Annotated in this window: 23 protein-coding genes; 19 read left to right on the forward strand and 4 right to left on the reverse strand. The window is 39.7% G+C overall.

Annotation, left to right across the window (positions count from 1 at the left end):
* Positions 1-15 precede the first annotated feature (15 nt).
* The 6 genes from argB to ACYSNO_RS07315 all read left to right on the forward strand — a co-directional run bounded on the left by argB (position 16) and on the right by ACYSNO_RS07315 (position 4866).
* Positions 16-879 (forward strand): acetylglutamate kinase, encoded by an 864-nt coding sequence (gene argB / locus ACYSNO_RS07290; RefSeq protein ID WP_461730409.1) that lies wholly within the window; start codon positions 16-18, stop codon positions 877-879.
* Positions 880-894: 15 nt separating this feature from the next.
* A complete protein-coding gene (locus ACYSNO_RS07295) occupies positions 895-2085 on the forward strand; it encodes an acetylornithine/succinylornithine family transaminase (protein ID WP_461730410.1) in 1191 nt (396 codons plus the stop codon).
* Positions 2082-2993 carry an ornithine carbamoyltransferase gene (gene argF / locus ACYSNO_RS07300; RefSeq protein ID WP_461730411.1) on the forward strand — a complete coding sequence of 304 codons (912 nt, stop codon included), beginning with the start codon at positions 2082-2084 and terminating at the stop codon, positions 2991-2993. Before ACYSNO_RS07295 ends, argF begins: the two co-directional genes overlap by 4 nt.
* Positions 2994-3258: 265 nt before the next feature.
* Positions 3259-4035 carry a threonine/serine exporter family protein gene (locus ACYSNO_RS07305; RefSeq protein WP_461730412.1) on the forward strand — a complete coding sequence of 259 codons (777 nt, stop codon included), beginning with the start codon at positions 3259-3261 and terminating at the stop codon, positions 4033-4035.
* 12 nt (positions 4036-4047) lie between these two features.
* Positions 4048-4527, forward strand: coding sequence for a threonine/serine exporter family protein (locus ACYSNO_RS07310; protein WP_461730413.1), 480 nt, complete (start codon positions 4048-4050; stop codon positions 4525-4527).
* A 63-nt stretch (positions 4528-4590) separates the two neighbouring features.
* Positions 4591-4866 carry a hypothetical protein gene (locus tag ACYSNO_RS07315; protein ID WP_461730414.1) on the forward strand — a complete coding sequence of 92 codons (276 nt, stop codon included), beginning with the start codon at positions 4591-4593 and terminating at the stop codon, positions 4864-4866.
* A gap of 58 nt (positions 4867-4924) precedes the next feature.
* Here ACYSNO_RS07315 and ACYSNO_RS07320 read toward each other — a convergent pair whose 3' ends face one another.
* The 4 genes from ACYSNO_RS07320 to ACYSNO_RS07335 form a co-directional block, all read right to left on the reverse strand.
* Positions 4925-7006: an FtsX-like permease family protein gene (locus ACYSNO_RS07320; protein ID WP_461730415.1), complete on the reverse strand. Its 2082-nt coding sequence runs from the start codon at positions 7004-7006 to the stop codon at positions 4925-4927.
* Positions 6981-7751 (reverse strand): ABC transporter ATP-binding protein, encoded by a 771-nt coding sequence (locus ACYSNO_RS07325; RefSeq protein ID WP_461730416.1) that lies wholly within the window; start codon positions 7749-7751, stop codon positions 6981-6983. Before ACYSNO_RS07325 ends, ACYSNO_RS07320 begins: the two co-directional genes overlap by 26 nt.
* Before the next feature lie 139 nt (positions 7752-7890).
* Positions 7891-8868 (reverse strand): sensor histidine kinase, encoded by a 978-nt coding sequence (locus tag ACYSNO_RS07330; protein ID WP_461730417.1) that lies wholly within the window; start codon positions 8866-8868, stop codon positions 7891-7893.
* On the reverse strand, positions 8869-9555 hold the full coding sequence (locus ACYSNO_RS07335) for a response regulator (RefSeq protein ID WP_461730418.1): 687 nt from the start codon (positions 9553-9555) through the stop codon (positions 8869-8871). It lies immediately after the preceding gene.
* Between the two features lie 507 nt (positions 9556-10062).
* Between ACYSNO_RS07335 and ACYSNO_RS07340 the strand changes: the two genes are divergently transcribed.
* The 13 genes from ACYSNO_RS07340 to ACYSNO_RS07400 all read left to right on the forward strand — a co-directional run bounded on the left by ACYSNO_RS07340 (position 10063) and on the right by ACYSNO_RS07400 (position 24230).
* Positions 10063-11958, forward strand: a complete 1896-nt coding sequence (locus tag ACYSNO_RS07340; RefSeq protein ID WP_461730419.1) for an endonuclease MutS2 — start codon at positions 10063-10065, stop codon at positions 11956-11958.
* A 204-nt stretch (positions 11959-12162) separates the two neighbouring features.
* The gene (locus tag ACYSNO_RS07345) at positions 12163-13479 is read left to right on the forward strand and encodes an APC family permease (RefSeq protein ID WP_461730420.1); all 1317 of its coding nucleotides are present in this window, start codon (positions 12163-12165) and stop codon (positions 13477-13479) included.
* Between the two features lie 190 nt (positions 13480-13669).
* A complete protein-coding gene (locus ACYSNO_RS07350; protein ID WP_461730421.1) occupies positions 13670-14653 on the forward strand; it encodes a LacI family DNA-binding transcriptional regulator in 984 nt (327 codons plus the stop codon).
* Entirely contained in the window at positions 14650-15558 is a 909-nt protein-coding gene (gene rbsK / locus ACYSNO_RS07355) for a ribokinase (protein ID WP_461730422.1), read from the forward strand. Before ACYSNO_RS07350 ends, rbsK begins: the two co-directional genes overlap by 4 nt.
* Positions 15533-15928: a D-ribose pyranase gene (gene rbsD, locus ACYSNO_RS07360; protein WP_461730423.1), complete on the forward strand. Its 396-nt coding sequence runs from the start codon at positions 15533-15535 to the stop codon at positions 15926-15928. Before rbsK ends, rbsD begins: the two co-directional genes overlap by 26 nt.
* A 17-nt stretch (positions 15929-15945) precedes the next feature.
* Positions 15946-17430 carry a sugar ABC transporter ATP-binding protein gene (locus ACYSNO_RS07365; protein ID WP_461730424.1) on the forward strand — a complete coding sequence of 495 codons (1485 nt, stop codon included), beginning with the start codon at positions 15946-15948 and terminating at the stop codon, positions 17428-17430.
* A 1-nt stretch (position 17431) separates the two neighbouring features.
* On the forward strand, positions 17432-18385 hold the full coding sequence (locus ACYSNO_RS07370) for an ABC transporter permease (RefSeq protein WP_461730425.1): 954 nt from the start codon (positions 17432-17434) through the stop codon (positions 18383-18385).
* Between the two features lie 32 nt (positions 18386-18417).
* Positions 18418-19332 carry a D-ribose ABC transporter substrate-binding protein gene (locus tag ACYSNO_RS07375; protein ID WP_461730426.1) on the forward strand — a complete coding sequence of 305 codons (915 nt, stop codon included), beginning with the start codon at positions 18418-18420 and terminating at the stop codon, positions 19330-19332.
* Positions 19333-19601: 269 nt separating this feature from the next.
* On the forward strand, positions 19602-20492 hold the full coding sequence (gene rbsU / locus ACYSNO_RS07380) for a ribose/proton symporter RbsU (protein WP_461730427.1): 891 nt from the start codon (positions 19602-19604) through the stop codon (positions 20490-20492).
* Between the two features lie 95 nt (positions 20493-20587).
* Positions 20588-21241, forward strand: coding sequence for a GNAT family N-acetyltransferase (locus ACYSNO_RS07385; RefSeq protein ID WP_461730428.1), 654 nt, complete (start codon positions 20588-20590; stop codon positions 21239-21241).
* Between the two features lie 61 nt (positions 21242-21302).
* On the forward strand, positions 21303-21749 hold the full coding sequence (locus tag ACYSNO_RS07390) for a MarR family winged helix-turn-helix transcriptional regulator (protein WP_461730429.1): 447 nt from the start codon (positions 21303-21305) through the stop codon (positions 21747-21749).
* Positions 21733-22137, forward strand: coding sequence for an Ohr family peroxiredoxin (locus ACYSNO_RS07395; protein ID WP_461730430.1), 405 nt, complete (start codon positions 21733-21735; stop codon positions 22135-22137). Before ACYSNO_RS07390 ends, ACYSNO_RS07395 begins: the two co-directional genes overlap by 17 nt.
* Positions 22138-22295: 158 nt before the next feature.
* The gene (locus tag ACYSNO_RS07400; RefSeq protein WP_461730431.1) at positions 22296-24230 is read left to right on the forward strand and encodes a fructose-specific PTS transporter subunit EIIC; all 1935 of its coding nucleotides are present in this window, start codon (positions 22296-22298) and stop codon (positions 24228-24230) included.
* Positions 24231-24297 lie beyond the last annotated feature (67 nt).

The raw sequence follows: 24297 nt of genomic DNA on the forward strand, positions 1-24297 counted from the left end.
AGTAAGGAGGTTCCCATGAGTAAAAGTGTTTCAGACGAATTGCGGGCAGAGATTTTAATGGATGCTTTGCCTTACATTCAAAAGTACAATGAGAAAATTGTCGTTGTCAAATATGGTGGCAATGCCATGACGAGTGACGTATTAAAAGATGCAGTCATGGCGGATATCGTTTTGCTATCTTTAATTGGGATTAAGGTCGTCTTAGTTCATGGCGGCGGCCCAGAAATTAATGAACAACTAAATAAAATCGGGAAAGAAAGCCGCTTTGTCAATGGCTTACGCTATACCGATCAAGAGACAATGGATGTCGTTCAAATGGTATTGGCCGGTAAAGTCAATAAGAACTTAGTCGCTCATCTTGAAAAAAGTGGTGGCAAGGCGCTGGGGTTATGCGGGATTGACGGCTCGATGATTCAAGCTGAAAAAAAAGTGAGCACCATCGATTTAGGTTTTGTTGGGACTGTTACAGGAGTCGATCCCCAACCGATTTTAAACGCGCTTGAACAAGGGTATATCCCTGTCGTTTCCACAATCGGCATTGGTGCAGACCGACAAACGTATAATATTAATGCGGATACAGCAGCCGCAAAAATTGCCGCAACCTTAAAGGCTGAGAATTTAATTTTAATGTCAGACATTAAAGGGGTCTTACAAAATAAAGAAGATGAAAACACGTTAATTCCTGCTGTACACGTAAGCGAGGTGCCACATTTAATTAAGCAAGGCATCATTAGCGACGGCATGATTCCTAAGATTGAATGTTGTGTCGAGGCGATTCGTCGCGGTGTGAAACGTTCAATTATTATCGATGGTCGAACCCCACACTCCATTTTGATTGAATTGCTGTCAAAAGAAGGAATTGGTACCATGTTTTCTTAAAAAAGGAGAGAGTTAATGAGTATTCAAGCACGCGCACAAAAATACATCATGAATACCTATGCTCGAAAAGAACCTTGTTTCGTGCGTGGGGAAGGAGCGACTTGTTTTGATGAAAAACAAAAAGCTTATATTGATTTTGGAAGTGGGATTGGCGTAAATGCCTTAGGTTATTGCGATAGGGATTGGCAGCAAGCCGTTGCTACTCAAAGTGCGACTTTACAGCATACATCCAATCTCTATTATACCGAACCGATGGTCAAAGTTGCGGAAACCCTCTGTAAGCGAAGTGGCTATGCAAAAGTTTTCTTTGGAAATTCAGGAGCGGAGGCGAATGAAGGAGCCATTAAATTGGCACGAAAATATAGCGCTGACCGTTATGGGGCAAAACAAAATCGGTCAAAAATCCTCAGTCTCGTGAACTCTTTTCATGGACGGACGATTACGACGCTGGCAGCTACGGGGCAAGCAGTTTTTCATCAGTCTTTTCACCCTTTTACGTCAGGATTTGATTATGTAGTAGCCAATGATTTTGAGGCTTTTTTGGAAAAAGCCGATGATTCTGTTTGTGCCGTCCTATTGGAGTTTGTTCAAGGGGAAGGAGGAGTCAATCCTTTAGATGCTGCTTATGTTCAAGAAGTCTTTCGTTATTGTCAGGCCCATGATATTTTAGTCATTGCGGATGAAGTACAAACAGGAATTGGCCGGACTGGAAAATTTTTAGCAAGTGAGCATTATCAGGTCCAACCAGATATTACGACTTTGGCCAAAGGACTCGGTGGTGGCTTGCCAATAGGCGCTTTTTTATGCAATCAAAAATTAGCAGATTGTTTTCAACCAGGAGATCATGGAACCACATTTGGTGGGAATCCAGTCGTTTGTGCCGGTGCACAAGTCGTACTTGACAAAGTTGACCAAATACTTTTAACTGCGGTATTAGAAAAAGAAATTTTTATCCGAAAATATTTGGCAGAAGCGCCGGAAATCGTACAAATTGATGGTCTTGGTTTAATGCTAGGAATTCAGTTGAAAACGAAACAAGCAAGTGTAATCCTTGAAAAATGTCTTGCGAAAGGCCTAATTCTTTTAACTGCGAAAGAAAAAATTCGTTTGCTACCGCCCTTAACTGTCAGCATAGAAGAATTAACGAAGGGACTAGAAATTTTACTTGAAGTGTTAAATGAAACGAAAGAAGGCGAACCTATATGAAGCACTTATTAAAACTCATAGACTTAAGCACAGAAGAAATCACAGAAATTTTAAACTTAGCCGATCAACTGAAGTATGAGAAGAAAAATAACATCGCCCATCCAAGATTGGCTGGAAAAACACTGGGCATGATTTTTCAAAAAGCCTCAACGCGGACACGTGTTTCTTTTGAAGTAGGCATGTATCAACTTGGCGGACACCCGTTATTTTTAAGCGCCAATGATTTGCAAATCGGACGTGGTGAGCCAACGGCAGATACGGCGCGCGTGATGTCTCGTTATTGTGATGGGATTATGATTCGAACGTTTGAACAAAGGGAAGTCGAAGAATTTGCCAAGTATAGCCGGATTCCAGTGATTAATGCCTTAACGGATTTCGCCCATCCTTGTCAAGTCTTAGCTGATTTATTAACGATTCGGGAACAAAAAGGGTCATTGGCTGGACTGAAGGTTTGTTTTATCGGCGATACGAATAACATGGCGAATTCATTGATTGTCGGTGCTTTAAAAGTCGGCATGCAATTTACCTTGGCTTCACCGACTGGCTATTCCTTACATCCGGAGATTGCCGCGTTCGTAAAAGACAACCCCCATTTTACCCAAACGGCAGATGTTCTAACGGCTGCTCAAGCGGCAGATGTCGTGATTACGGATGTCTGGGCTTCAATGGGAGATGAAGAAGAAGCTGAAAAACGCCAACAAGATTTTTCTGGCTATCAAATCAATCGTGAAGTGATGGCACAAGCGAACAAAGATGCGATTGTCTTGCATTGTTTACCTGCACACCGTGAAGAAGAAATCACGACTGAAATTTTTGAGCAATATGCGGAAGTGATTTTTGACGAAGCTGAGAATCGATTGCATGTCCAAAAAGCCATTTTAGTTAAATTAATGGAAGAGACCATTTAACAATATAAAAAACGTTCCAACGAATCGAAGGCAGACTGTGTATCTTCTTTCTCAGTTCAACTTTCGTCTAAATAGGAAGAAGGCGGTGATATTTGTCATGGCCTTTTTTGCTTTGGACACGCCTCTTTTTTCGAATCCTTCAACTTCAAGTGATGATGGCCGAACTTGTAAAAAAGCTGTCGTTTCTAGGGCGGTCAATTTATCCGCGCCCCAAGCAAAAGCAAGTTAAAATAAGAGGAGGAAAAAGGAAGAGGAGCGAAACGAGATGAAGGAGCAAACGACAGCTTCAACTTTTGATTTTAATTATATTATGAAAATTTGTTTGCTGTACGGTAAGATTTTACAAGAAAGCAATGCAAGCAATGAAATGATTGAAGCGAATATCCAAAAAATCGCTCGACATTTACATTTGGCGGATAATGAATTATCTACTTACAACGCCCAAACGAGTTTTACGATTATTAACCGTCATGATAATTCTGTGAAGATGATTCCAGTGAAGCATTCTGCTTATAATTTTGAAAAGTTGATGCGGGTGGACGACCTTCTGGATCAATTTTTAAATGATCAAATTCGTCCGGATGATTTTTTAAAATCCTTACATGACATTAATAAACATACTTACTCTTTTTCGAAGTGGACGCAGATTCTTAGTGCAGCAACAGTTAGCGGTTCCATGAATGTCATTATCAATGGATTAAATAGCGGGACAATCTATGCTTTTATTTTAGGTTTCATTGGTTACTGGTTTTATACATCGATGCAAAATCGAGTCGGGATTAAAATTTTTTCGATCTTAGCTTATTCGTCTTTTATTTGTTTATTAATCGTCTTTTTGTCACGTTTATCGATTGTGAAAGAACCTTATTCTATTCTTTTTAGTTGTATCATGCCTTTACTCACTGGCACGACTTTTGTCAATTCGATTAAAGCAATGATGAACGGGAATTTTATTACGGGCATGACACAAGCCATGGACGCGTTAAGTACTGCCTTAATGCTTGGTTTTCCAGCAGCTATTATTTTTTCAAGTTTATTATAAGGGGGAGACGAAATGGAGACGATGTTAATTAAACTTTTTTTTAGTTTTTTGGCCAGTTCTGCAACTTCTGTGCTTTATAATATGGAAAAAAAATTTATTTATTATTGTGGCATCTCAGGTATGTTTACGTGGGTCGTCAATTATTTTTTGACGAGCTTAAAAATGAGTGAAGCTTTGGCGGCTTTTATTGCATTAATCGCCTTAACTTTTTTAAGTCGGCTACTAAGTAAAATGACGAATATACCAAGTATGATTTTTAATATTTCTGGGATTATGCCAATTGTCCCAGGAGGCTTACTATTTAAAGCTTTTAATAATTTAACTGAGAAACATTATGAAGTGGCGCTGAATGATGGCACACAGGCTTTGTTAGTAGCGGCATCAATTGCCATGGGTTTTATCTTAAATGAAGTCCTGACCATTTATTTGTATTTACTGAAAGATAAAATTCATGAAGTAGGACCAGTTGTTAAAAAAAATGAAAAAGCTTGATAGAAATCAAGTTCAAGTTGTGGCCTTCTTGCTATACTGCAAGTAAAGAAAGAGGGGAAGACAATGATGCATTCAGAAACATTTGCCAATCAGGCACAATTGGATAAATTAACTCGGACAATCGAAAAGGTTCATGGTGCCAATCACCCAGAATTGATTGAAGTCCGCCAACTCTTTTTAGCGATGCAAGAAGAGCAAGCACAAACGAAAGAATATGAGGTGCGAATGGCTCGTTTACGCGAAGTGACGAATCATTACACGCCGCCAGCAGATGCTTGTCAAGCCTATCAAAGGACTTATCAGATGTTAAAAGAAATGGATGACAGATGCCAAAGTTAAAGCGGAAAAAGGTTCGAAAGCGTGACAGCGATTGCCCACCTTTCGAACCTTTTTTTACTTAAAAAGCTTGCGGATTTTCTGCTCGTAAATCTAGATGAGCCAGATAGCGCCAACGAGAAATCATAAAGAGCAAGAGTTGGAAAATAAAGTAAACGGCAATAATAATCAAGAAGTAATGCCAAAGATTGACTTCTGCTAACTGAACGATTCCCCAAAAGGCTACGGCTGAGTGAAGAGTCGCAATGCTCATGGGTAAAAAGTACATGGTTAAAAGCTGCCGCGTGATAATTTTGTGGCGCATCTTTGGTGTTAAGCCAATTTGATATAAACTCCGATGGAAACGGCCTTCTTTGTCTAAGTCACCAAAGAGACGGAAATAAAGAATCGAAGAAGCAAAGAGGAAGAAAACTCCACCGATTAGTAAGCCAATCATCAAGATAAACCCATTGGCTTGGCGCTTTTGTAAATATTGGCTATAGAGAGATTTTAAATTGAAAGCTTGAGTGTTAAAGATTTCATCCCACTTTTTACTATAAAGTTCAGGGTCCTTGTCGTATAGATCTGATGCGCTGAGCTCTTCCCTTGCTTTTTCGACTGCAGATGACCTTTGACTTAATTCAGTGACAATTTCCTTATTGACTTGACTCCCATCATTCCATCCTTTGTAGTCGATGAATTGGTAAGTATTGATATGAGTATAGTTATCTGGATTGAAGGCTAATAGTTTTGCTAAAAAGGCATCTGTCACAACAACGGTTTTTTGATAATCCATTAGTCGAAAAGAAGTAGCGACTTCACGGCTGGTCAATGTTTCATCGAAGCCTTCAACTTCAATTTTATTTACGCTACCGTCTTCTTCAATTCGTTGGGCATCGGCGAGATTGGCTGCTGGAATGAGAATTTCATTTTCTTTTGGGTGTAGTGGATCGAGCCCAAAAGCTTGTGCCACACGATTATAATCCGAAGCAGCTATCGCAGAAACGTATTCTCCGTATTCGGCTGTGCGATTTTCAATAAAATACTCAAATTGGTAAAGATTGAACGTTTCATAAACGGGATTGTAATTGGCTTTTTTTAGTTTTTCAACAATTTCTGCTCCAAGTTGTAAAATCGGTTGCTTGGCTTCACTGATTTGTGTCTGGTCATAGTTATTGTCAATGACAATTGCAACAGGCAAGCTGTTTCGCGTGTTGGCTTCCATGCTTCCTAGGCTGGCAGTCACAGAAACACCAACTAAAGCAACGGCTGCTGTACAAGTAATCAGTGCAAAAAAATTGGCATTTTCTTTCCCACGATAAGCACCAGTTGTCGTTAAAAGCAATCGTTTTCCTTGCCAGTATTTTGCACTTTTTTGTTTCCACAAATAATAGTAAATGCTGACTTGATGGAAGAAAAGGAACGTCGCAATAACGGTAAAGAAGACACAAGAAAGAAGAGCCAGTAATCCTGTTTGGTCAATCATTTTAACAAAAGAAACGAGGGAACCATAGCCCAGTCCGAGACTGATAAAGGCAAGCAAGACGAAGAATGGATTGGCTTTCGGTGTTTTTTCTGGCATGTCGTCACTCTTACCTAAAAGCGTCAAGTTCGCTGTTTCGATTTTTAAGGTTAAAAAGAAACTAACGAGGAGAAACAAAAGAAAATAGATCCCAACCGTTAGAAGAATCCCAAATGTAGGGAAATAAAAATTGAGACCTGTCGTCAAACTCAAAATATTTTGCACGATAATCAAAATCGCCTTCATAAAAAGAATCCCAATGGTAATCCCCGTGACAATCGCTCCAGTTCCGATGACCATGTTCTCGCCGAAGAGTAATTTTCGTAAATCTCTTGGTTTGATGCCTAACATAACATAGACGCTCAATTCTCGTTTTCTTGATTTTGAGAAAATTCCAAAAGAATACCATAAGAAAATAAAAGAAAGTGCGACGATGAGAACTTGACTGACACTCATCCCAATTTGCGCTAGTCGGGCGATTTCGCCACTACTTCCACCTAAACCATTTTTCAGTTGCGGATGAAAGTTTAAGATGGAAAAGAGAAAGAAGACGAAAACCGAAAAAGTACTGCTTAGGAAATAGCCACCATAAATTCGTGTCGACCGTAAGACGTTATTAGTAATCAGCTTGAAGAAGTTCATGGCTCCGACCTCCTAAGTGACTTAAAACGGTTAAGATTTTTTGATAAAATTCCTCTCGATTTTCTCCTAAATAAATCTCATTGTAGAAGCGACCATCTTTAATAAAAACCACCCGATGACAGTAACTTGCAGCAAAAGCATCATGAGTGACCATTAAAGTCGTGACTTGTCGCTCCAAGTTTAACTGACTCAGTAAACCCATGACGTCATCGGCTGCTTTTGAGTCTAGGTTTCCCGTTGGTTCATCCGCTAAAATTAGGGCAGGGTCATGAATCAATGCCCGACAAATTGCCACCCGCTGCATTTCGCCGCCAGAAAGTTGGTAAATACGTTTGTCTCTTAGCGCACTGATTCCAAGATCCACTAGTAACGCTTCCGCTTTTTTTAACATGATTTCTGGTTTTTCGCCATCTAGAGTTAAGGGGAGAACAATGTTTTCAATCACCGTTAAAGGAGCCAGTAAGTTGTATTGCTGAAAAACGAAGCCTAATTTGTGTCGACGAAAATCAGCCAAGCGGTTTTTATTATAAAGGTGAGGGTTCTCATTTTCTAATAAAACTTCTCCTGTCGTTGGTTGGTCTAAGGTGGCGATACAATTGAGCAAGGTTGTTTTTCCACTCCCAGAAGGGCCCATAATCGCAACCATTTCGCCTTTTTCAACCGTTAAATCAATGCCTTTTAGGACTTCAACGGTGACTTCACCCGTGTAGTTTTTGGTGAGTTGTTTAATGGATAATAATGACATGTTTGTTCCTCCTAATGTTTATCTTAACCTTAGTTTAGCAAGAAAAGTCGTCGGTACCTATGTGTTTAACTGACAAGAACCTTACAGAATTGTAAGAAAAGAAAAAATGTGACAGAAAGTCTGTCACATTCATTAGCAATTACAATGAACGAAGAATCGGCTGAAAGAGGAAGGTCACCGTAGTTCCCTGATTCGGAGTGGACTGGATATCAAAGGAAATCTCCAGATCCGTGGCTACTTGTTGGACTAAATAGAGGCCCATGCCTGTCGCTTCACCAAAATTTCGTCCGTTTTCTCCTGTGAAGAAAGCTTTGCGGACGCGAGGAAGATCGGCTGCGGGAATCCCAACGCCACCATCTTTGATTGACAGCCAAATCTGGTGGCCTTTTTTTCCTGCGGTAATTTCAATGGTCCCTTCCGGATAGGAATATTTTAAACTATTGGTTAAAATTTGTTCGATCATGAAAGCAAGCCATTTTTCATCGCTAATGACAAATAGATTTTCAGGAATCTGAACAGAGGGATAGATCTTACGTTGGATAAAAGCCGTCTTTTGGGTGCTGATGGCACTGGAGACCACATTTGTTAATGAAAGTTGCGTTAAAATAAAATCATTTTGAAAATGATTACTCAAACGAGCTTCATTTAAGGCAATGTTTAAACCGTTTTTTAATCGTTGGGTTTCTGTCAAAACAGCGAGCGCAGAAAGTTGCTGATTTTGTGCCATCATCTCTAAGACGCTAAGAGGTGTTTTCATTTGATGGACCCATAAGTTCATAAAGGTAATTTGTTGTTCTTGCCGTTTCGTTTGTTTCAAGAGTTGCTGTTCTTCTTTTTTACGTAAATCGTCAAATTGTTTTTGAATCTGTTGGCTAACGAGGCTACTGTCACCTGTGACTAATTGTGTCACTTGCCCAGATAAAAAACGATACAACTGTCGTTTCGAATAATAATCATAGGCAAAAAGTAAGAAAAATAAAAAGCTGCTTAAACCGAAAAAGTATAAAGATAGAAGCCATTGAATGGCACCACTTAGCCCCGTAATCAGAGCGACAAAAGCAACGATAGAAAGACAGCCAAAAAAAGGCCTCCAGTGGGTTTTAAGATAAAATTTCATTTAACTAACCTGCCAATCCATGAGATAGCCTTTGCCTCGCACGGTTAGGATGCAATTGATTAAACCTAAGTCTTCCAGTTTCTTGCGAAGGCGTCCCATATTCACAGAAAGAGTATTATCATCCACAAAACGCACATCATCCCAAAGTTTCATTAATAAAGTTTCTCGAGGAACGACTCTTGGTGTTTCTTCGATTAAGAGTTCCAATAATTCGCCTTCTTTTTTCGTCAGGAGTTCTTTTTGTTGATTGTAGTGGATTTCTAAACGTTCTGGGTAATAAATCAATTCATGAAAAATTACCGTACGTTCTTTTGTCATTGCATATTCGCCGTAGGCACGACGTAAGTGGCTTTTTATTTTCGCAAGTAACACTTCATTCACAAAAGGTTTGATTAAATAATCGTCGCCCCCATATTCCATGGCCATGACTTGATCCATGGGATGGTCTCGAGCGGATAAGAAAATAATGGGTACATTGGAATGTTTTCGAATCATTTTCGTCCAATAGAAACCATCAAAATAAGGTAAGTTAATATCCATTAAGACAAGATCGGGTTGGTTGTTTAAAAATTCTTGGTCTAAGTGTTGGAAGTCTTTTCCGACAATCACGTCAAATCCGTATTTATCAATCGTCTCACTCACGAGTTTCGCAAGAGCAAAGTCATCTTCAATTAGGAAAATCTTCATGCTTATTCCTCCTTGTTTTTGTGTGCATCCATGAGTTGTAAGTGTTCGTTAAAATTCTTTTATGCTCCATTTTATTTGAACCTCTCATGACTAAAGTCACGAGATTCTCGGCTTAAGCATAAAAGTTTGTCTAAAAGGAATCCATTCATGAATAAATTCCTTTCTAATGCCTCTCCTTCTTTATTGTACTCGTTTCGAATAGCGAAAGAAAGTAGTTTGACAAGTCCCTTAAAACTTGCTAAATTAATGAGTGAAAGAAAATGCAACCTAGTGAAATGGGGAAATTTTGTGAGTGTTACAGGTATCTAAATCATAAGTTGAATAGCTAAAAAAACTGTAGAATGCAGGTTTATTTGGCGTACTTATTAAGATACCTATCGAAAGAATGAAGAAACTTCTAAAACGATGGTGTAAACGATCGTTTTTTTGTGTTTTCTAGGTTGAACACAAGGGGAATCAGAGCAAACCTGTAGGTGTCTCTTTTTTTAAAAGGAAGGAAAGAGAAAAATGAACCAAACAACACTCAATAAATTACAATACAACCAAATCATCGAAAAAATAAAAGAAAAGGCGATCGGACAATATAGTCAAAAACTTATTGAAGATTGGTTGCCACAGACCCATTTAGCAACAGTGAAAAAGCGACAAGAAGAGACCAAGGAGGCACGTCTCATTTTAGACAGCCACCAACATGTCCCTTTTATGGGATTAAGTCGGATTACGGTACTCATGGAACAAGTCAAAAAAGGGCTAATTTTAACCCCCAATGATTTAATTGAATGCAGTGATTTCTTACGCAGTAGTCGACTGATTACTACTTTTTTTGAGAAAAATCAATACCAAACCCCCTTGCTTTATACGTATAGTCGTTATTTACCGCACTTAATTGAGATTGAAGAAGCGATTAATCAAAAAATTGCGCATCAAAAAATTATGGATACAGCTACGACTGCTTTAGCAAAAATCCGTCGAAGAAAAATCGAGATTCAAAAAGAAATTCAAGAAAAATTAATCAAGTTTATTCGTCACGGAAAAAACAAGGAAATGATTCAAGAAGGAATCATTGTTAAAAAAGGGGAACATTATACCATTCCGATTAAAGCCAGTTATAAAAATAAAGTCGCAGGGATGTTAATTGAAGAATCGAATCGGGGACAAACCGTTTTTATTGAACCCAGTGCGGTTTCAAAACTAAATGAACAGTTGAACGGCTTAAAGCTTGAAGAAACCATGGAAGAATATCAAATATTAGCAGAATTGACAGGCTATTTGGCTGAAAATGAAGTGGTGATTGAACAAGCGATTGAAACGATTACGGTGTTTGATTGTATTTTCGCTCGTGGGAAGTTCAGTCGTGAAATCGATGGGGTGACACCGATGATCAATAAAGAAGAGCGAATCAACATCGTTCATGGGCGCCATCCATTTTTACCGGGAGAAGCGGTACCTTTAAACTTTACTTTAGGTGAGGACTATCGAGGCTTAGTGATTACGGGTGCCAATGCCGGTGGGAAAACCGTCGTTTTGAAAACTGTCGGGCTTCTAACCTTAATGGCGATGCTAGGTTTGCAAGTTCCAGCGAAAGAAGGAACGGAACTCGCGATTTTCGATCAACTCTTCGTGGATATCGGGGATCAGCAAAATTTAGAAAATGCCTTGAGTACTTTTTCAGGTCATCTAAAAAACATTGGGGAAATGCTACCTAAAATCAAACGCCACACGCTCGTTTTATTTGATGAAATCGGCAGCGGTACGGAACCAAATGAAGGAGCGGCCTTAGCGATTGCCATTATGGAAGCAATGTATCACAAAGGGGGGATCGTTGTTGCGACGACCCACTATGGGGAAGTGAAACGCTTCGCCCAAGCGCATGAAGATTTTGTTCCGGCAGCCATGGCCTTTGATCAAGAAACCTTAACTCCCTTATATCAATTGATCGTTGGAGAAGTCGGGGAGAGTCAAGCCTTATGGATCGCTCAAAAGATGAGTTTATCCCAAGAAGTATTAGAAAAAGCTCAAAACTATATTGATAAAGCCCCCTTTGATACAAAAAAACAAACCTTTAAGCAAAAGAAGGCGATCGTTGAAGAACGAACGCCACTTCCCCTTTATCAACGAGGAGATCGAGTAGAACTAACAGCAACCAAGCAAATTGGTTTGGTGTACCAGGACGATGAGCAAGAAACGGTCACCATTTATGTGGAAGAGCAGATGATTGAAGTCTTGCGTCGTCGACTAAAATTACTGATGCCAGCGACGGAACTTTATCCAGTTGACTATGATTTCGCTCAGCTTTTTACCGACTTTCAATCACGAAAAGAAGAACGAGATTTACTGCGAGGATCTAAAAAAGCACAGAAAGCATTAGATAAAGCAGCACGGAAACGCCGACAATCAAAATAAACTTATAGATCAGAGTAAAAAGATTTTTTTCCTTTTACTCTGATTTTTTAGAAGTTTTTTAGATAAAGAACTTAAACGAGAGTGTTTGTTAATCGTCTCTGAGAAAGTGTGCATTCTTTTGCAGAACAGAAAGTTTTAATGGAAATTTATTGAAAGTTTCAGTATACTCTTTCTAACAGTGAATGAAAAAAGGAGTGGTGTTTGTTGGAACAAACAGAATTAAAAAGAGAAATCTCCATAGTAGGCGCCTTATCGACAGTAATGGGAACAGTAATTGGGGCTGGAGTCTTCTTTAAAGCAGCAGCAGTCATCGCTCATACACAATCGGCAGGACTGGCTCTTTTTGCTTGGCTGTTAGCTGGCTTCTTAACCATTTGCGGTGGGCTAACAGTCGCAGAATTAGCGACGGCTATTCCTAAGACGGGTGGCGCCATTCAATACATTGAAGTGACTTATGGAAAACTTCCAGCGTTTTTACTTGGATGGGCCCAATCAATTATTTATTACCCAGCGAATATTGCAGCCTTAAGTATTATTTTTGCAACACAATTAATTAATTTGTTCCGTTTAAATAATGACTTGCTGGTTCCTTTAGCGATTACGACGGCTGTGAGTATTACGGGAATTAACTTACTAGGTACCCGAGTGGCTTCTCGCGTCCAGTCTTTTACATTAATTGTCAAACTCTTACCTATTTTTATCATCATCCTTGTTGGATTATTCACACCTGGTGAGGTTGCCATTTCGTTAGTGAATCTTGAAATCGGTGGGAATCAATCGTGGTTAGCGGGGTTTAGTGGGGCATTACTGGCAACCCTCTTTGCATACGATGGTTGGTTAAATGTCGGCAATGTGGCCGGAGAGATGAAAAATCCAGTCAAAGATCTGCCAAAAGCGATTATTTTAGGATTGAGCTTTGTCACTCTCGTTTACTGGGCAATTAACTTTGTTTTTTTAAAAACCTTATCTGTTACTCAAATTGCAGGAAATTTAAACGCTTCTTCGGAAGTTGCATCGGTTTTGTTTGGAACAATTGGCGGGAAAGTCATTACGATTGGCATTTTAATTTCAGTCTATGGGGCGCTAAACGGCTATACGATGACCGGAATTCGAGTACCGTATGCAGTGGCTTTACAAAACGACTTTTATTTTACGCCTCAGTTGACGAAACTTACGCGCCGCACCTATGTGCCGATTTATCCTGCATTATTGCAACTTGGAATTGGTTGTGCAATGATTCTGGTTGGTAGTTTTGATTTATTAACCGACATGTTGATTTTTGTGATGTGGTTGTTTAGCTTGTTGATTTTTGCGGCAGTATTTATTTTAAGAAAAAAACAACCGCATTTACCAAGACCCTATAAAGTGCCTTTTTACCCCATTACACCAATGATTGCGATGGTTGGAGGAGCCTTTATTCTTGTGATGACTGCCCTGACACAACCGGGCTTAGTTTTAGCGGGAATTGGATTAACAATAGCAGGAATCCCTGTTTATTTTTATGGAAAAAAGAAAAGCTAAAGGTTCCTTTTTCCCGTTCATTTGTGCAAGGGAAAGTACATGTAAGACAAGAGGGGATCGAAGGAATCCTCTCTCTTTTTTTTTGAAAAGTACCGCTTCATAAGTAAAAGAGTAAAGAAAAGCTTGCAATCTTAAAATAAATGATTTAAGATGTGTGTAATCGGTTACGCAAAAAGGAAGGAGGAGCACGATGGCAACAATTAAAGATGTGGCAAATCTAGCTGGTTTATCCGTCGCTACGGTTTCTCGCGCGATTAATGGTAGTGGTTATGTGAGTAAAGAATCGCAAAAGAAAATTGATCAAGCAGTAGAAGCATTGGACTTCACACCAAATGAAGTTGCGCGTTCGCTCTTCCAAAAAAAGTCCAAGTTCATTGGTTTGCTTTTGCCAGATATTACGAACCCCTTCTTTCCGTTGATAGCCAAAGGGGTAGAGGCCTATTTTAGCGAAAAAGGATATCAAGTCATTTTAGGGAGTATTCAAGAAAACCCTGAAAAAACCAAACATTATTTACAGGCGTTTGAACAAAATAACATTGCAGGAATCTTATCAGCTGTAGGTAACCCAACGGTTCAACCGATGAATTCGCCCATGGTTTTACTTGACCGAGTAGACAAAACCGCAGAATATGCGGTATATTCGGATGATTGGCAAGGTGGGGAACTTGCTGCAAAAGCGATTTTAGCTGGAAAGCCGAAAAACCTTGTGGTCATTGGTGTCCCAGATACCATTCTTGATCGGGCGAAAAACAGGCAACTTGGCGCAGAAGCAGTTTTAATAAAAGCTGAGCAAGCTTATCAAGTCATCGTTTCGCGCTCATATTTATTAGAAGATGCTCGTGCAACGGCGAAAGCATTGTTTGAGACCTATCCAGAGGTGGATAGTGTGATTGCGGCTAGTGACGTCCATGCCATTGCGATTTTACAAGAAGCCTATCAAAGAGGGTATCAAATCCCAGAAGATTTACAATTAATTGGATACGATGATATTCCAACTAGTGATTTAGTTGTTCCGCGGTTATCGACTATCCACCAACCGGCTTTCCAAATCGGTTATCAAGGTGCGGAAATGTTGCATCAATTAATTACGAATCAAAAAGTTCAGACAAAAAAAATGATTTTACCGGTTCACTTAGTACATCGAGAAACCTTAAGAAAGAAGGAAAAGCAATGAGTAAAAAGATTACGGTTATTGGGAGTTTATCAACGGATTTTGTCGTTACCACAAATCAAAACCCAGAACAAGGGGAGACGGTTTTTGGTGAAGCATTTGAAATTGCTTTTGGTGGGAAAGGAGCCAATCAAGCGGTTGCTGCGGCCCGTCTAGGTGCAAAAGTGGCAATGATTGGTTCGGTTGGCTCGGATTTATTTGGACAGGAATTGATTGATAATTTAGCGGCCAATGGGATTTGTACAGCAAATGTGGAACGGGTTCCACATATAAGTTCAGGCTCTGCCCATATTACTTTATATGAACAAGACAATCGGATTATTGTTGTCCCAGGTGCCAATAATCACTTGAATCCAGAGAAAATTGCCGACCTAAATGAAGATATTTTGCAGAGTGATTTGGTCATCTTACAAAATGAAATTCCTCAATTAACGAATGAAGCGATTATCCAAATGTGTTGGGAGGCTGGGATACCAACGATTTATAATCCTGCTCCGGCTCGGGAATTGGCGCAAGAAATGATTGGAAAAGTGACGTATCTGACACCGAATGAACATGAATTTGCAATGATTTTTCCCGGTGAAGAAATGATAGAGGTTTTAAAACGCTATCCAAATCAACTCATTGTCACTTTAGGCTCAAAGGGTTCGTTATTCTTTGATGGACAAACAGAAGTACTGGTGCCAGCGATTCAAGTACAAGCACTCGATACCACTGGTGCAGGAGATACCTTTAATGGTGCATTCGCATTTGCTTTACTTCAACAACTGTCCTTAAAAGATAGCCTAGCCTTGGCAAACCTAGCGGCAGCTTTTTCCGTTCAAAAATTTGGAGCTCAAGGTGGCATGCCAACCATCGATCAATTGAAAGGAAGTACAAATTATGAAAAAACATGGCATTTTGAATAGTCACATAGCAAAAGTACTGGCTGATTTAGGACACACGGATCAATTAACGATTGGTGATCTGGGGTTACCGATTCCAAAAAATGTCCCCAAAATTGATTTAGCCTTGCAAGTGGGTACGCCATCTTTTTTAGAAGTACTAGAAACGATCGTTAAAGAGATGGTTATTGAAAAAATAGTTTTAGCTGAAGAAATAAAAGTCCATAATCCGAGTCAGTTAGAAAAAATAAAAAAGTTGTTGCCAGGCATAGAGATTCAGTTTATCACACACGAAGCGTTTAAAAGGCAAACCAATCATAGTCAGTGTGTCGTTCGTACAGGTGAAGCGACACCCTACGCCAATGTGATCTTATCGTCGGGGGTTTTATTTTAAGAAAGGAGCAGAAATCGATGATTGTTGAAATGAAAAATATTAAAAAGTCATTTGGAACCAACCAAGTATTAAAAAACGTCTCAATTACGTTATCTCCTGGCAAAATACATGCCTTAATGGGCGAAAACGGTGCAGGAAAGTCGACTTTAATGAATATCTTAACAGGACTACACGAACGAAATGCTGGAGAAATTTTGATTGACGGACAGGCTCGAACTTTTAGCAACCCAAAAGAAGCTGAAAAATTCGGCATTAGTTTTATTCATCAAGAAATGAATACCCTGAGCGCGATGAGCGTTTTAGACAACCTCTTTTTAAACCGAGAGATTCGACAAGCTTTCGGTTGGTTGGACACGAAGAAAATGAAAGCGCAAGCAAAAATGGTGTTTGATCAATTAGGTATCGACATACCACTTGAAAAAGAAGCAGGCGACTTATCTGTTGGCCAGCAACAAATGGTCGAAATTACAAAAGCCTTAATGACAGATGCTCAAGTTTTAATTATGGATGAACCGACCGCTGCCTTATCCGAAACAGAAATTCAAACCTTGTTTCAAATCATTGATCGTCTTAAGAAAAAAGGGGTGGCGATTGTTTACATTTCGCATCGGATGGAAGAAATTTTTCAAATTAGTGATGAAATTACGGTAATGCGTGATGGTTTATCGATTGATACGAAAGCAACCAATGAAACCACAATGACAGAAGTTGTAAGAAAGATGGTTGGTCGTGAACTTTCCGATTATTATCCAGAAAAAAAGGCTGAGATTGGTGAAATCGTTTTACAAGTCGAGGATTTGACTGCAGAAAATCACGTGTTTCAATCCATCAATTTTACTTTAAGAAGTGGAGAGATTCTTGGTTTTTCAGGCTTAATGGGTGCTGGTCGAACAGAAATTATGCGAGGGATTTTCGGTCTAGACCCATTAGCAAATGGGACAATTCAACTCAATGGACAAAGAATTCGAAATGATTCACCTAGCCAAGCAATTACCAATGGCTTTGGATTTTTGACAGAAGACCGCAAGACAGAAGGATTGGTGCTTGATTTTTCAATTAATGAAAATATAAGTTTACCTACGATTCAAGATTTTTCTAAATATGGTTTCATTGATCGCAAGACGGAGCAAGATTTTATTAACTTGATGATTCAGCGCTTGAAAATAAAAGCGATTTCAGGAGAAGATGTTGTCGGAGAATTATCAGGTGGAAATCAGCAAAAAGTCGTTTTGGCGAAGTGGATTGGTGTAGGACCAAAAGTTTTGATTTTAGATGAACCAACTCGTGGAGTAGATGTTGGAGCCAAGCGAGAAATTTATCAGCTAATGAATGAACTTGCAGATCGTGGCATGGCAATCATCGTTGTTTCAAGTGATTTACCAGAAGTGATGGGTGTCAGTGATCGTATCCTAGTAATTCATGAAGGACGAGTGGCTGGAGAAGTGACGCGTGAAGAAGCAACTCAAGAAAAAATAATGACTTATGCAACAGGAGGAAACTAAAATGGAAAAACAACTCACACAATCAAAGAAAATTGGCACGATTTTGTCAAAACTCGGTCCCTTACTTGCCTTATTGGTTCTTATCATGATTGTCTCCATCATGAACCCGAGTTTCTTATCTGTCAGCAATTTGTTAAACTTATTGCGACAAGTTTCAGCAAATGGATTTATTGCTTTTGGTATGACGTTCGTTATTCTAACCGGAGGCATTGATTTGTCTGTTGGTTCAACGTTAGCCTTATCGAGTGCCTTTACAGCAGGGATGATTGCCAATGGGCTATCGCCAGTTCTCTCCGTGTTGATTGGTTTAATCACAGGTGCTTTCTTAGGTGCCATTAATGGGCTGTTAGTTTCAAAAGGAAAAATGGCACCTTTTATTGCGACCCTGGCAACGATGACGATTTATCGGGGAGCGACACTAGTCTTAACAGATGGGAATCCCATCACTGGTTTGGGAGATAGTTTCTTTTTTCGCTTTCTTGGAAGGGGTTACTTACTAGGGGTTCCTTTTCCTGTCGTTTTAATGTTTTTCACCTTTTTGATTCTAGCAATTTTATTGCATCGAACCGCGTTTGGGCGTAAAACGTACGCAATTGGTGGCAACGAGAAAGCTGCTTTTATCGCAGGTGTAAAAATTGATCGGATGAAGATTTTCATTTATGCTATTTCAGGTTTGATGGCTTCAATTAGTGGCATGATTATTACATCACGTTTAAATTCGGCACAACCAACTGCCGGTCAAGCCTATGAGATGGATGCGATTGCGGCAGTTGTTCTAGGTGGAACAAGTCTCTCAGGCGGTCGAGGACGAATTTTTGGTACACTGGTCGGAGCATTAATCATTGGTACGTTAAATAATGGATTGAATCTCTTAGGCGTTTCGAGTTTTTATCAACAAATTGTGAAAGGTATCGTGATTGTTATTGCCGTACTACTAGACCGAAAAAGAAAATAAAGCTTTTAAAAAATTACGAGGAGGAAACAAATATGAAAAAAATTATTTTACTTGCATTAAGTACGATTTTATTCTCAGGTTGTGGCGTAGCAACGTTAGAAGGTGGTCAGTCAGAGAACCAATCAGTTACTGAAAAAACAGCAGAAGAGCTTGTTGTAGGAGTTTCCGTATCAACATTAAATAATCCTTTCTTCGTTTCAATGCAAGAAGGGATGAATCAATTGGCGATGGAGAATCAAACAACCATCAAATTTGTCGATGCACAAGATGACAGTGCGAAACAAAGCAATGATGTCGATGACTTAATTCAACAAAAAGTCGATATCTTATTAATTAATCCAGTCGATTCTTCTGCGATCGTTCCAGCAGTTGAGGCGGCAAATCAAGCAGAGATTCCAGTCATTGCGATCGATCGGAGCAGCGAATCGGGTACGTTATTGACAACAGTTGCTTCTAATAATGTGGAAGGTGGGAAAATGGCCGCTGAATTTATTCTGGAGCAGATTGGTGAAAAAGGAAAGGTCGTCGTTTTAGAAGGCGTTCCAGGAGCCTCTGCTACTCGCGAACGTGGAAAAGGTTTTGACGAGTTTGCGAAAGCACATTTGACTGTTTTAGACCAACAAACGGCAAATTTCAATCGAGCGGAAGGGCTGACTGTGATGGAAAACCTCATGCAAGCCAATCGCGACATCCAAGCGGTTTTTGCCCAAAATGATGAAATGGCGTTAGGTGCATTGGAAGCGCTAGGTAAAAAAGAATCCTTGGTTGTCGTCGGTTTTGATGGTACAGAAGATGGTCTCAAAGCAATTGAAGCGGGACGTTTAAGTGCCACCATTGCACAAAAACCAGAAGAAATGGGACGACTAGCTTTACAAGCAGCCTACGATTATTTTTCAGGGAAAACAATTGAAAAACAGATTGATTCTCCATTGGAACTTATCCAATAAGGAACAATCAATTTTATTGAAAGAAATACTCAACCAAGCAACGGCCGTTTTCTAGGACCGTCGCTTGGTTTTTTCCTTGGAACGAAAGAGCGGGGACTTGGTTGTCGTGCAAGTTGAAGAACTATCAAAAGCAAGCGAGTGAAAAAGGATTGAAAGAGGAAGAACTGTTGAAAAGTGATGTAAACTATGTTATATTTTGCAATTGATTTGCATGTTTTCATGCAATCGATGAAAACGCGAGTCGACCGACGACTTGCAAGGAGGATTTTATGAATACGACAGCACTTTTCATTGGCTTATGCCCGGTGATTGGTTGGGGCTTATTTCCAACAATCGCTTCAAAAATTGGGGGACGGCCAGTTAATCAAATCTTAGGTACAACTCTAGGCGCGTTCATTTTTGCACTTGTTTTTTCAATCATCACACAAACCGCCTTGCCTCAAGGAAGAGATTTATTTTTTTCTTTATTGTCAGGTATTGGATGGGCCATGGCACAAATTATTACGTTCAAATCATTTGAACTTGTCGGTTCATCGAAAGCTTTACCGATTACGACCGCGGTTCAATTGCTCGTAACCGCTCTTTGGGGGGCATTTTACTTAGGGAATTGGCCAGGAACGACGAATAAAATCATTGGTCTCTTTGCTTTGGTTTTAATTGTGATTGGTGCACGTTTTACCGTTTGGACGGAAATGAAGAACGAACAAAATGCAGAACGATTAAAAAAAGCCGTTATTTTGTTAATCATAGGTGGTATTGGTTACTGGGCTTATTCAGCAGCACCCCAAGCAACGAATGTGAGTGGACAGGCTGCCTTCTTACCTCAAGCAATAGGCATGTTATTCGTTGCTATTTTGTATAGCGGCTGGCTTTCATTTACAGAAAAAGGGGAGAAGTCAGCCTTAAGCGAGAAGCTTTCTTACCAACACATTTTATCGGGGATTGCTTTTGCTTTTGCGGCTTTGACGTATTTAATTTCAGCGCAACCAAACATGAATGGATTGGCAACTGGTTTTATCTTATCTCAAACGTCCGTTGTCATCGGCACCTTAACAGGTATTTATTTCCTTAGCCAAAAGAAAACAAAAAAAGAAATGACCGTTACCTTGTCGGGGCTCGCCTTAATTATTTTTGCGGCGACACTGACGGTAATGATTTAAAAGACAAGAAAAAGTAGGTGAGACAGCTTAAGGTCCCATCTACTTTTTCTTGTCTTATTTTGATAAACTAAAAAGAAAAAGGAGTCGATGAATCAATGTTAATAAAAACCGTACCGTTCAAACACATTTATATGAAAATCGCAGCAGAAGATGTGTTGAAAATTGATGTGCCAAAATTACCAACCGGTTATCACTATCGTTTTTTTCAAGCAGGGGATGCCAAGCAATGGGCAGCTCTTGAACGAGCAGTCGGTGAATTTGATACGCTAGAGGAAGCGCAAGCTCGCTATACTTCAGAATTCACTGAGGAAGGAGCGCATTTCAAAAAAATTGCGCAGGCGTTTGGAATTGGGATTGCAGCGGTCAAGGAACGTCAAGTCTTCATTGAAAATCCTCAAGGAAAAGTCGTGGCAACAGCAACGGCTTGGATTGGGATAAAGGATGAGAAATATCAACCGATGCTGCACTGGGTGAGTGTCGACCCGACTTGTCAAGGCCTAGGCTTAGGTCGGGCGATTGTTTCAAAGGCGATGTCTCTTTTTCCTCATTTAGATCCAGGAAAGAGCGTGATGCTTCACACGCAAACTTGGAGTTATCCGGCGGTTGTTTTGTATCACAAGCTAGGATTTTATTTATGTAAGACAGAAGGCTTTCGTGCAGACAATGATTTTTATCATGACTTAGAAACCGTATTAAAAGAAGTAATTCCTGAACCAACTTTTTCGAAGTTAATGAGTGAAGCAAAATAAAACAAAAGACTTGTTTTTTAAAATTGAATTGTGTACAATGTATTTAGATGAGGTGAGAGAAATGATTCAATCGGTCGTTAATGAACAATTATGTTTTGCAGTATACCGCGCACAAAAAGAATTGAATCGAATGTATACTGTAGCGTTAGAACCCTACCGTCTAACTTATACTCAATATTTACTGCTATTAGTTTTATGGGAGAAGGATCAACAAAGTGTGTCAGAAATTGGCAAAGTCCTATCACTCGATAGTGGCACATTGACACCAATGATTAAACGGATGGAGCAAAATGGTTACTTGACGCGTAAACGTAGTCAAATCGATGAGCGGATTGTGGTGATTCAATTGACTTCTCAGGCCAAGGAGTCAAAAGAAGCGATTCTTGCAACCGTGCAAAGTTGTTTGACAATTGTGACTGAAGATGAGGAAAATTATTTTGATCTACTCCATCAAATCAATCAATTAGCAGAAAAAGTAGGAGGAATCATCAATGAAAAAAGTTTATGAAACAAAAATCACGAACACTGGTGGCCGCGAAGGTAAAGTCTATTCACCCGATCATAGTTTTGAATACAATGTGACTTCACCTGGTAAAAAAGTGGAACATGCAACGAATCCTGAACAATTGTTTGCTGCAGCCTATAGCGCATGCTTCAATGGTGCATTGGAATTAGTGATGGACCGTGAAAATGATGTTCATCCAAGTACAATTACTGCTCGAGTAGGCTTATTCGCAGATGATGTCGAAGGCTTCCATATTGAAGTAACCTTAGAAGCACACATTGAGGGTGTTGATGAAGCCCGTGCGCTAGAGTTAGTTGAAAAAGCGGACCAAGTTTGTCCTTATTCAAAAGCTTTACGTAATAACGTCAAAGTAACTTTTGAAATTGTTTAATTGTGAATCTTTTTATTTCGAGCGAAGATGTCAGTCATCTTTGCTCTTTTTTTACCTAAATTTGAATCTGCTTCAGATTGCCGTTATAAATGAAACAAGTTGGACTTAATGAAGAAATTAGAAAGGTTATAATAACTAGCGAAGGAGAGTGTTTGATAATGAAGAAAATAGTAGCAATTACTTCTTGTCCCGTTGGTATTGCGCATACGTATATGGCAGCCGAAAATTTAGAAAAAGCGGGTAAAGAGCTAGGAATTGAAATTAAAGTGGAAACGCACGGTTCAATTGGTGTTGAGAATGCTTTAACTGCACAAGACATCTTAGAAGCAGAAGGAGTCATTATTGCAGCGGATACGAATGTGGACTTGTCTCGTTTTGCTGGGAAGCCACTCGTCAATGCAAGTGTTCAAGATGGTGTTCATAAATCAGTTCAACTTGCACAACAAATTTTAGATGGAAAAGCAGCAATTCATGCGAGTGATACAAGCACGCAACACGCAGAACAAGAAAAAGAAGCGACAAGTATCGGCCAAAAAATTTATAAGAGTCTGATGAATGGTGTTTCTTACATGGTACCTTTTGTTGTAACTGGTGGGTTACTTATTGCGATTTCCCTTTCTTTAGGTGGGCAAGCCACTTTAGAAGGAATTGTTGTCTCAGAAGGCACCATTTGGTCGACTTTACTTGCTATTGGTGGCGTAGCGATGGGCTTAATGGTTCCAGTGCTATCGGCATTTATTTCGCAAAGTATCGCTGATCGTCCGGGCTTAGTTCCTGGTTTTGTCGGAGGAATGTTAGCAGCCAATGGTTCACTCTATGGTAGTGATGCCAATGCTGGGTTCCTAGGCGGAATTGTGACAGGTTTCTTAGCTGGTTTTATCGTGCTAGGAATGCGAAAAGTAAAAGTACCAAAAGTCGTGCAATCAATTATGCCAATTATTATTATTCCAATCCTGTCGTCTGTGATTGTTGGGTTAGCTTTTATTTATATCATTGGTGAACCAGTTGCTTGGTTGTTCCAATCGTTAACTGACTTTTTAGTTGGTATGCAAGGTGGAAGTGAAATTATTTTAGCCATGATTTTAGGTGCAATGATTTCCTTTGACATGGGTGGTCCTTTTAACAAAGTCGCTTTCTTATTTGGTTCAGGGTTAATTGCAGAAGGCAATTACGCCATTATGGGTCCAATTGCTGTTGCGATTTGTATTCCACCATTAGCCCTAGGTGTGGCATCATTTGTGCTAAAAAATAAATTTACGCGTCCAGAAAAAGAAGCTGGAAAAGCAGCGTTTGCAATGGGATTGTTTGGAATTACGGAAGGAGCAATTCCTTTTGCTTCAACGGATCCAGTACGTGTGATTCCAAGTATCGTTGTTGGATCAATGGTTGGTAGTGTGATTGCCATGTTAACCAACGTGACGAATCAAGTCGCTCATGGCGGTCCAATTGTGGCTATTCTAGGTGCAGTTGGAAATGTCTTCATGTTCTTTGTTGCGGTAGCAGCAGGAATTGCAACAACCGTCTTCCTTTTAAGTATCTTAAAACCAAATGTTGAAGTGATTGCCGTTGAAGCACCAGCGGCACCAAAACCAACTGAAGCAAGAAGCGAAGCGAAAACAGAAGAAAAAGCTACGGAACTTCATTCCATTTTGGACATCATTGTGGATGACTCGATTGTTCTAGATGTTGAGGTAGGAACAAAAGACGCCATCATTGATGACTTAACGAAACGTTTAGCTGCAACTGGCAATGTTCTAAGTGCAGATGCCTTTAAAGAAGCGATTTATGCACGTGAAGCAGAAAGTACGACAGGTATCGGGATGGGGATTGCCATTCCTCATGGGAAATCTGACAGTGTCCAAACGCCAACCTTAGCTTTTGCAAGAAGCATTGCAGGAGTAGACTGGCAAGCCTTAGATGGTGAACCCTCACACTTAATCTTTATGATTGCTGTACCAAAAGATGCAGAAGGCGATATGCATCTGAAAATTTTACAACGCTTATCGCGCAAATTAATGGATGACGATTTCCGTCAAAACTTAATGGATGCGAAAGATAAAGCAGCGATTAAAGCATTATTTGCAGAAATGTAACCAAAGAATCCTTTTCAAATTCGGTGAACGCACTGATTTTGAGAAGGTTTTTTGCTGTCCCTTTTTC

The sequence above is a fragment of the Enterococcus sp. LJL98 genome, assembly GCF_054871745.1.

What these genes read in the sequence shown, in the direction of transcription:
- argB (WP_461730409.1), top strand. Translation starts at nt 16, where the DNA reads ATGAGTAAAAGTGTTTCAGACGAATTGCGGGCAGAGATTTTAATGGAT.
- ACYSNO_RS07295 (WP_461730410.1), top strand. Translation starts at nt 895, where the DNA reads ATGAGTATTCAAGCACGCGCACAAAAATACATCATGAATACCTATGCT.
- argF (WP_461730411.1), top strand. Translation starts at nt 2,082, where the DNA reads ATGAAGCACTTATTAAAACTCATAGACTTAAGCACAGAAGAAATCACA.
- ACYSNO_RS07305 (WP_461730412.1), top strand. Translation starts at nt 3,259, where the DNA reads ATGAAGGAGCAAACGACAGCTTCAACTTTTGATTTTAATTATATTATG.
- ACYSNO_RS07310 (WP_461730413.1), top strand. Translation starts at nt 4,048, where the DNA reads ATGGAGACGATGTTAATTAAACTTTTTTTTAGTTTTTTGGCCAGTTCT.
- ACYSNO_RS07315 (WP_461730414.1), top strand. Translation starts at nt 4,591, where the DNA reads ATGATGCATTCAGAAACATTTGCCAATCAGGCACAATTGGATAAATTA.
- ACYSNO_RS07320 (WP_461730415.1), bottom strand. Translation starts at nt 7,006, where the DNA reads ATGAACTTCTTCAAGCTGATTACTAATAACGTCTTACGGTCGACACGA.
- ACYSNO_RS07325 (WP_461730416.1), bottom strand. Translation starts at nt 7,751, where the DNA reads ATGTCATTATTATCCATTAAACAACTCACCAAAAACTACACGGGTGAA.
- ACYSNO_RS07330 (WP_461730417.1), bottom strand. Translation starts at nt 8,868, where the DNA reads ATGAAATTTTATCTTAAAACCCACTGGAGGCCTTTTTTTGGCTGTCTT.
- ACYSNO_RS07335 (WP_461730418.1), bottom strand. Translation starts at nt 9,555, where the DNA reads ATGAAGATTTTCCTAATTGAAGATGACTTTGCTCTTGCGAAACTCGTG.
- ACYSNO_RS07340 (WP_461730419.1), top strand. Translation starts at nt 10,063, where the DNA reads ATGAACCAAACAACACTCAATAAATTACAATACAACCAAATCATCGAA.
- ACYSNO_RS07350 (WP_461730421.1), top strand. Translation starts at nt 13,670, where the DNA reads ATGGCAACAATTAAAGATGTGGCAAATCTAGCTGGTTTATCCGTCGCT.
- rbsK (WP_461730422.1), top strand. Translation starts at nt 14,650, where the DNA reads ATGAGTAAAAAGATTACGGTTATTGGGAGTTTATCAACGGATTTTGTC.
- rbsD (WP_461730423.1), top strand. Translation starts at nt 15,533, where the DNA reads ATGAAAAAACATGGCATTTTGAATAGTCACATAGCAAAAGTACTGGCT.
- ACYSNO_RS07365 (WP_461730424.1), top strand. Translation starts at nt 15,946, where the DNA reads ATGATTGTTGAAATGAAAAATATTAAAAAGTCATTTGGAACCAACCAA.
- ACYSNO_RS07370 (WP_461730425.1), top strand. Translation starts at nt 17,432, where the DNA reads ATGGAAAAACAACTCACACAATCAAAGAAAATTGGCACGATTTTGTCA.
- ACYSNO_RS07375 (WP_461730426.1), top strand. Translation starts at nt 18,418, where the DNA reads ATGAAAAAAATTATTTTACTTGCATTAAGTACGATTTTATTCTCAGGT.
- rbsU (WP_461730427.1), top strand. Translation starts at nt 19,602, where the DNA reads ATGAATACGACAGCACTTTTCATTGGCTTATGCCCGGTGATTGGTTGG.
- ACYSNO_RS07385 (WP_461730428.1), top strand. Translation starts at nt 20,588, where the DNA reads ATGTTAATAAAAACCGTACCGTTCAAACACATTTATATGAAAATCGCA.
- ACYSNO_RS07390 (WP_461730429.1), top strand. Translation starts at nt 21,303, where the DNA reads ATGATTCAATCGGTCGTTAATGAACAATTATGTTTTGCAGTATACCGC.
- ACYSNO_RS07395 (WP_461730430.1), top strand. Translation starts at nt 21,733, where the DNA reads ATGAAAAAAGTTTATGAAACAAAAATCACGAACACTGGTGGCCGCGAA.
- ACYSNO_RS07400 (WP_461730431.1), top strand. Translation starts at nt 22,296, where the DNA reads ATGAAGAAAATAGTAGCAATTACTTCTTGTCCCGTTGGTATTGCGCAT.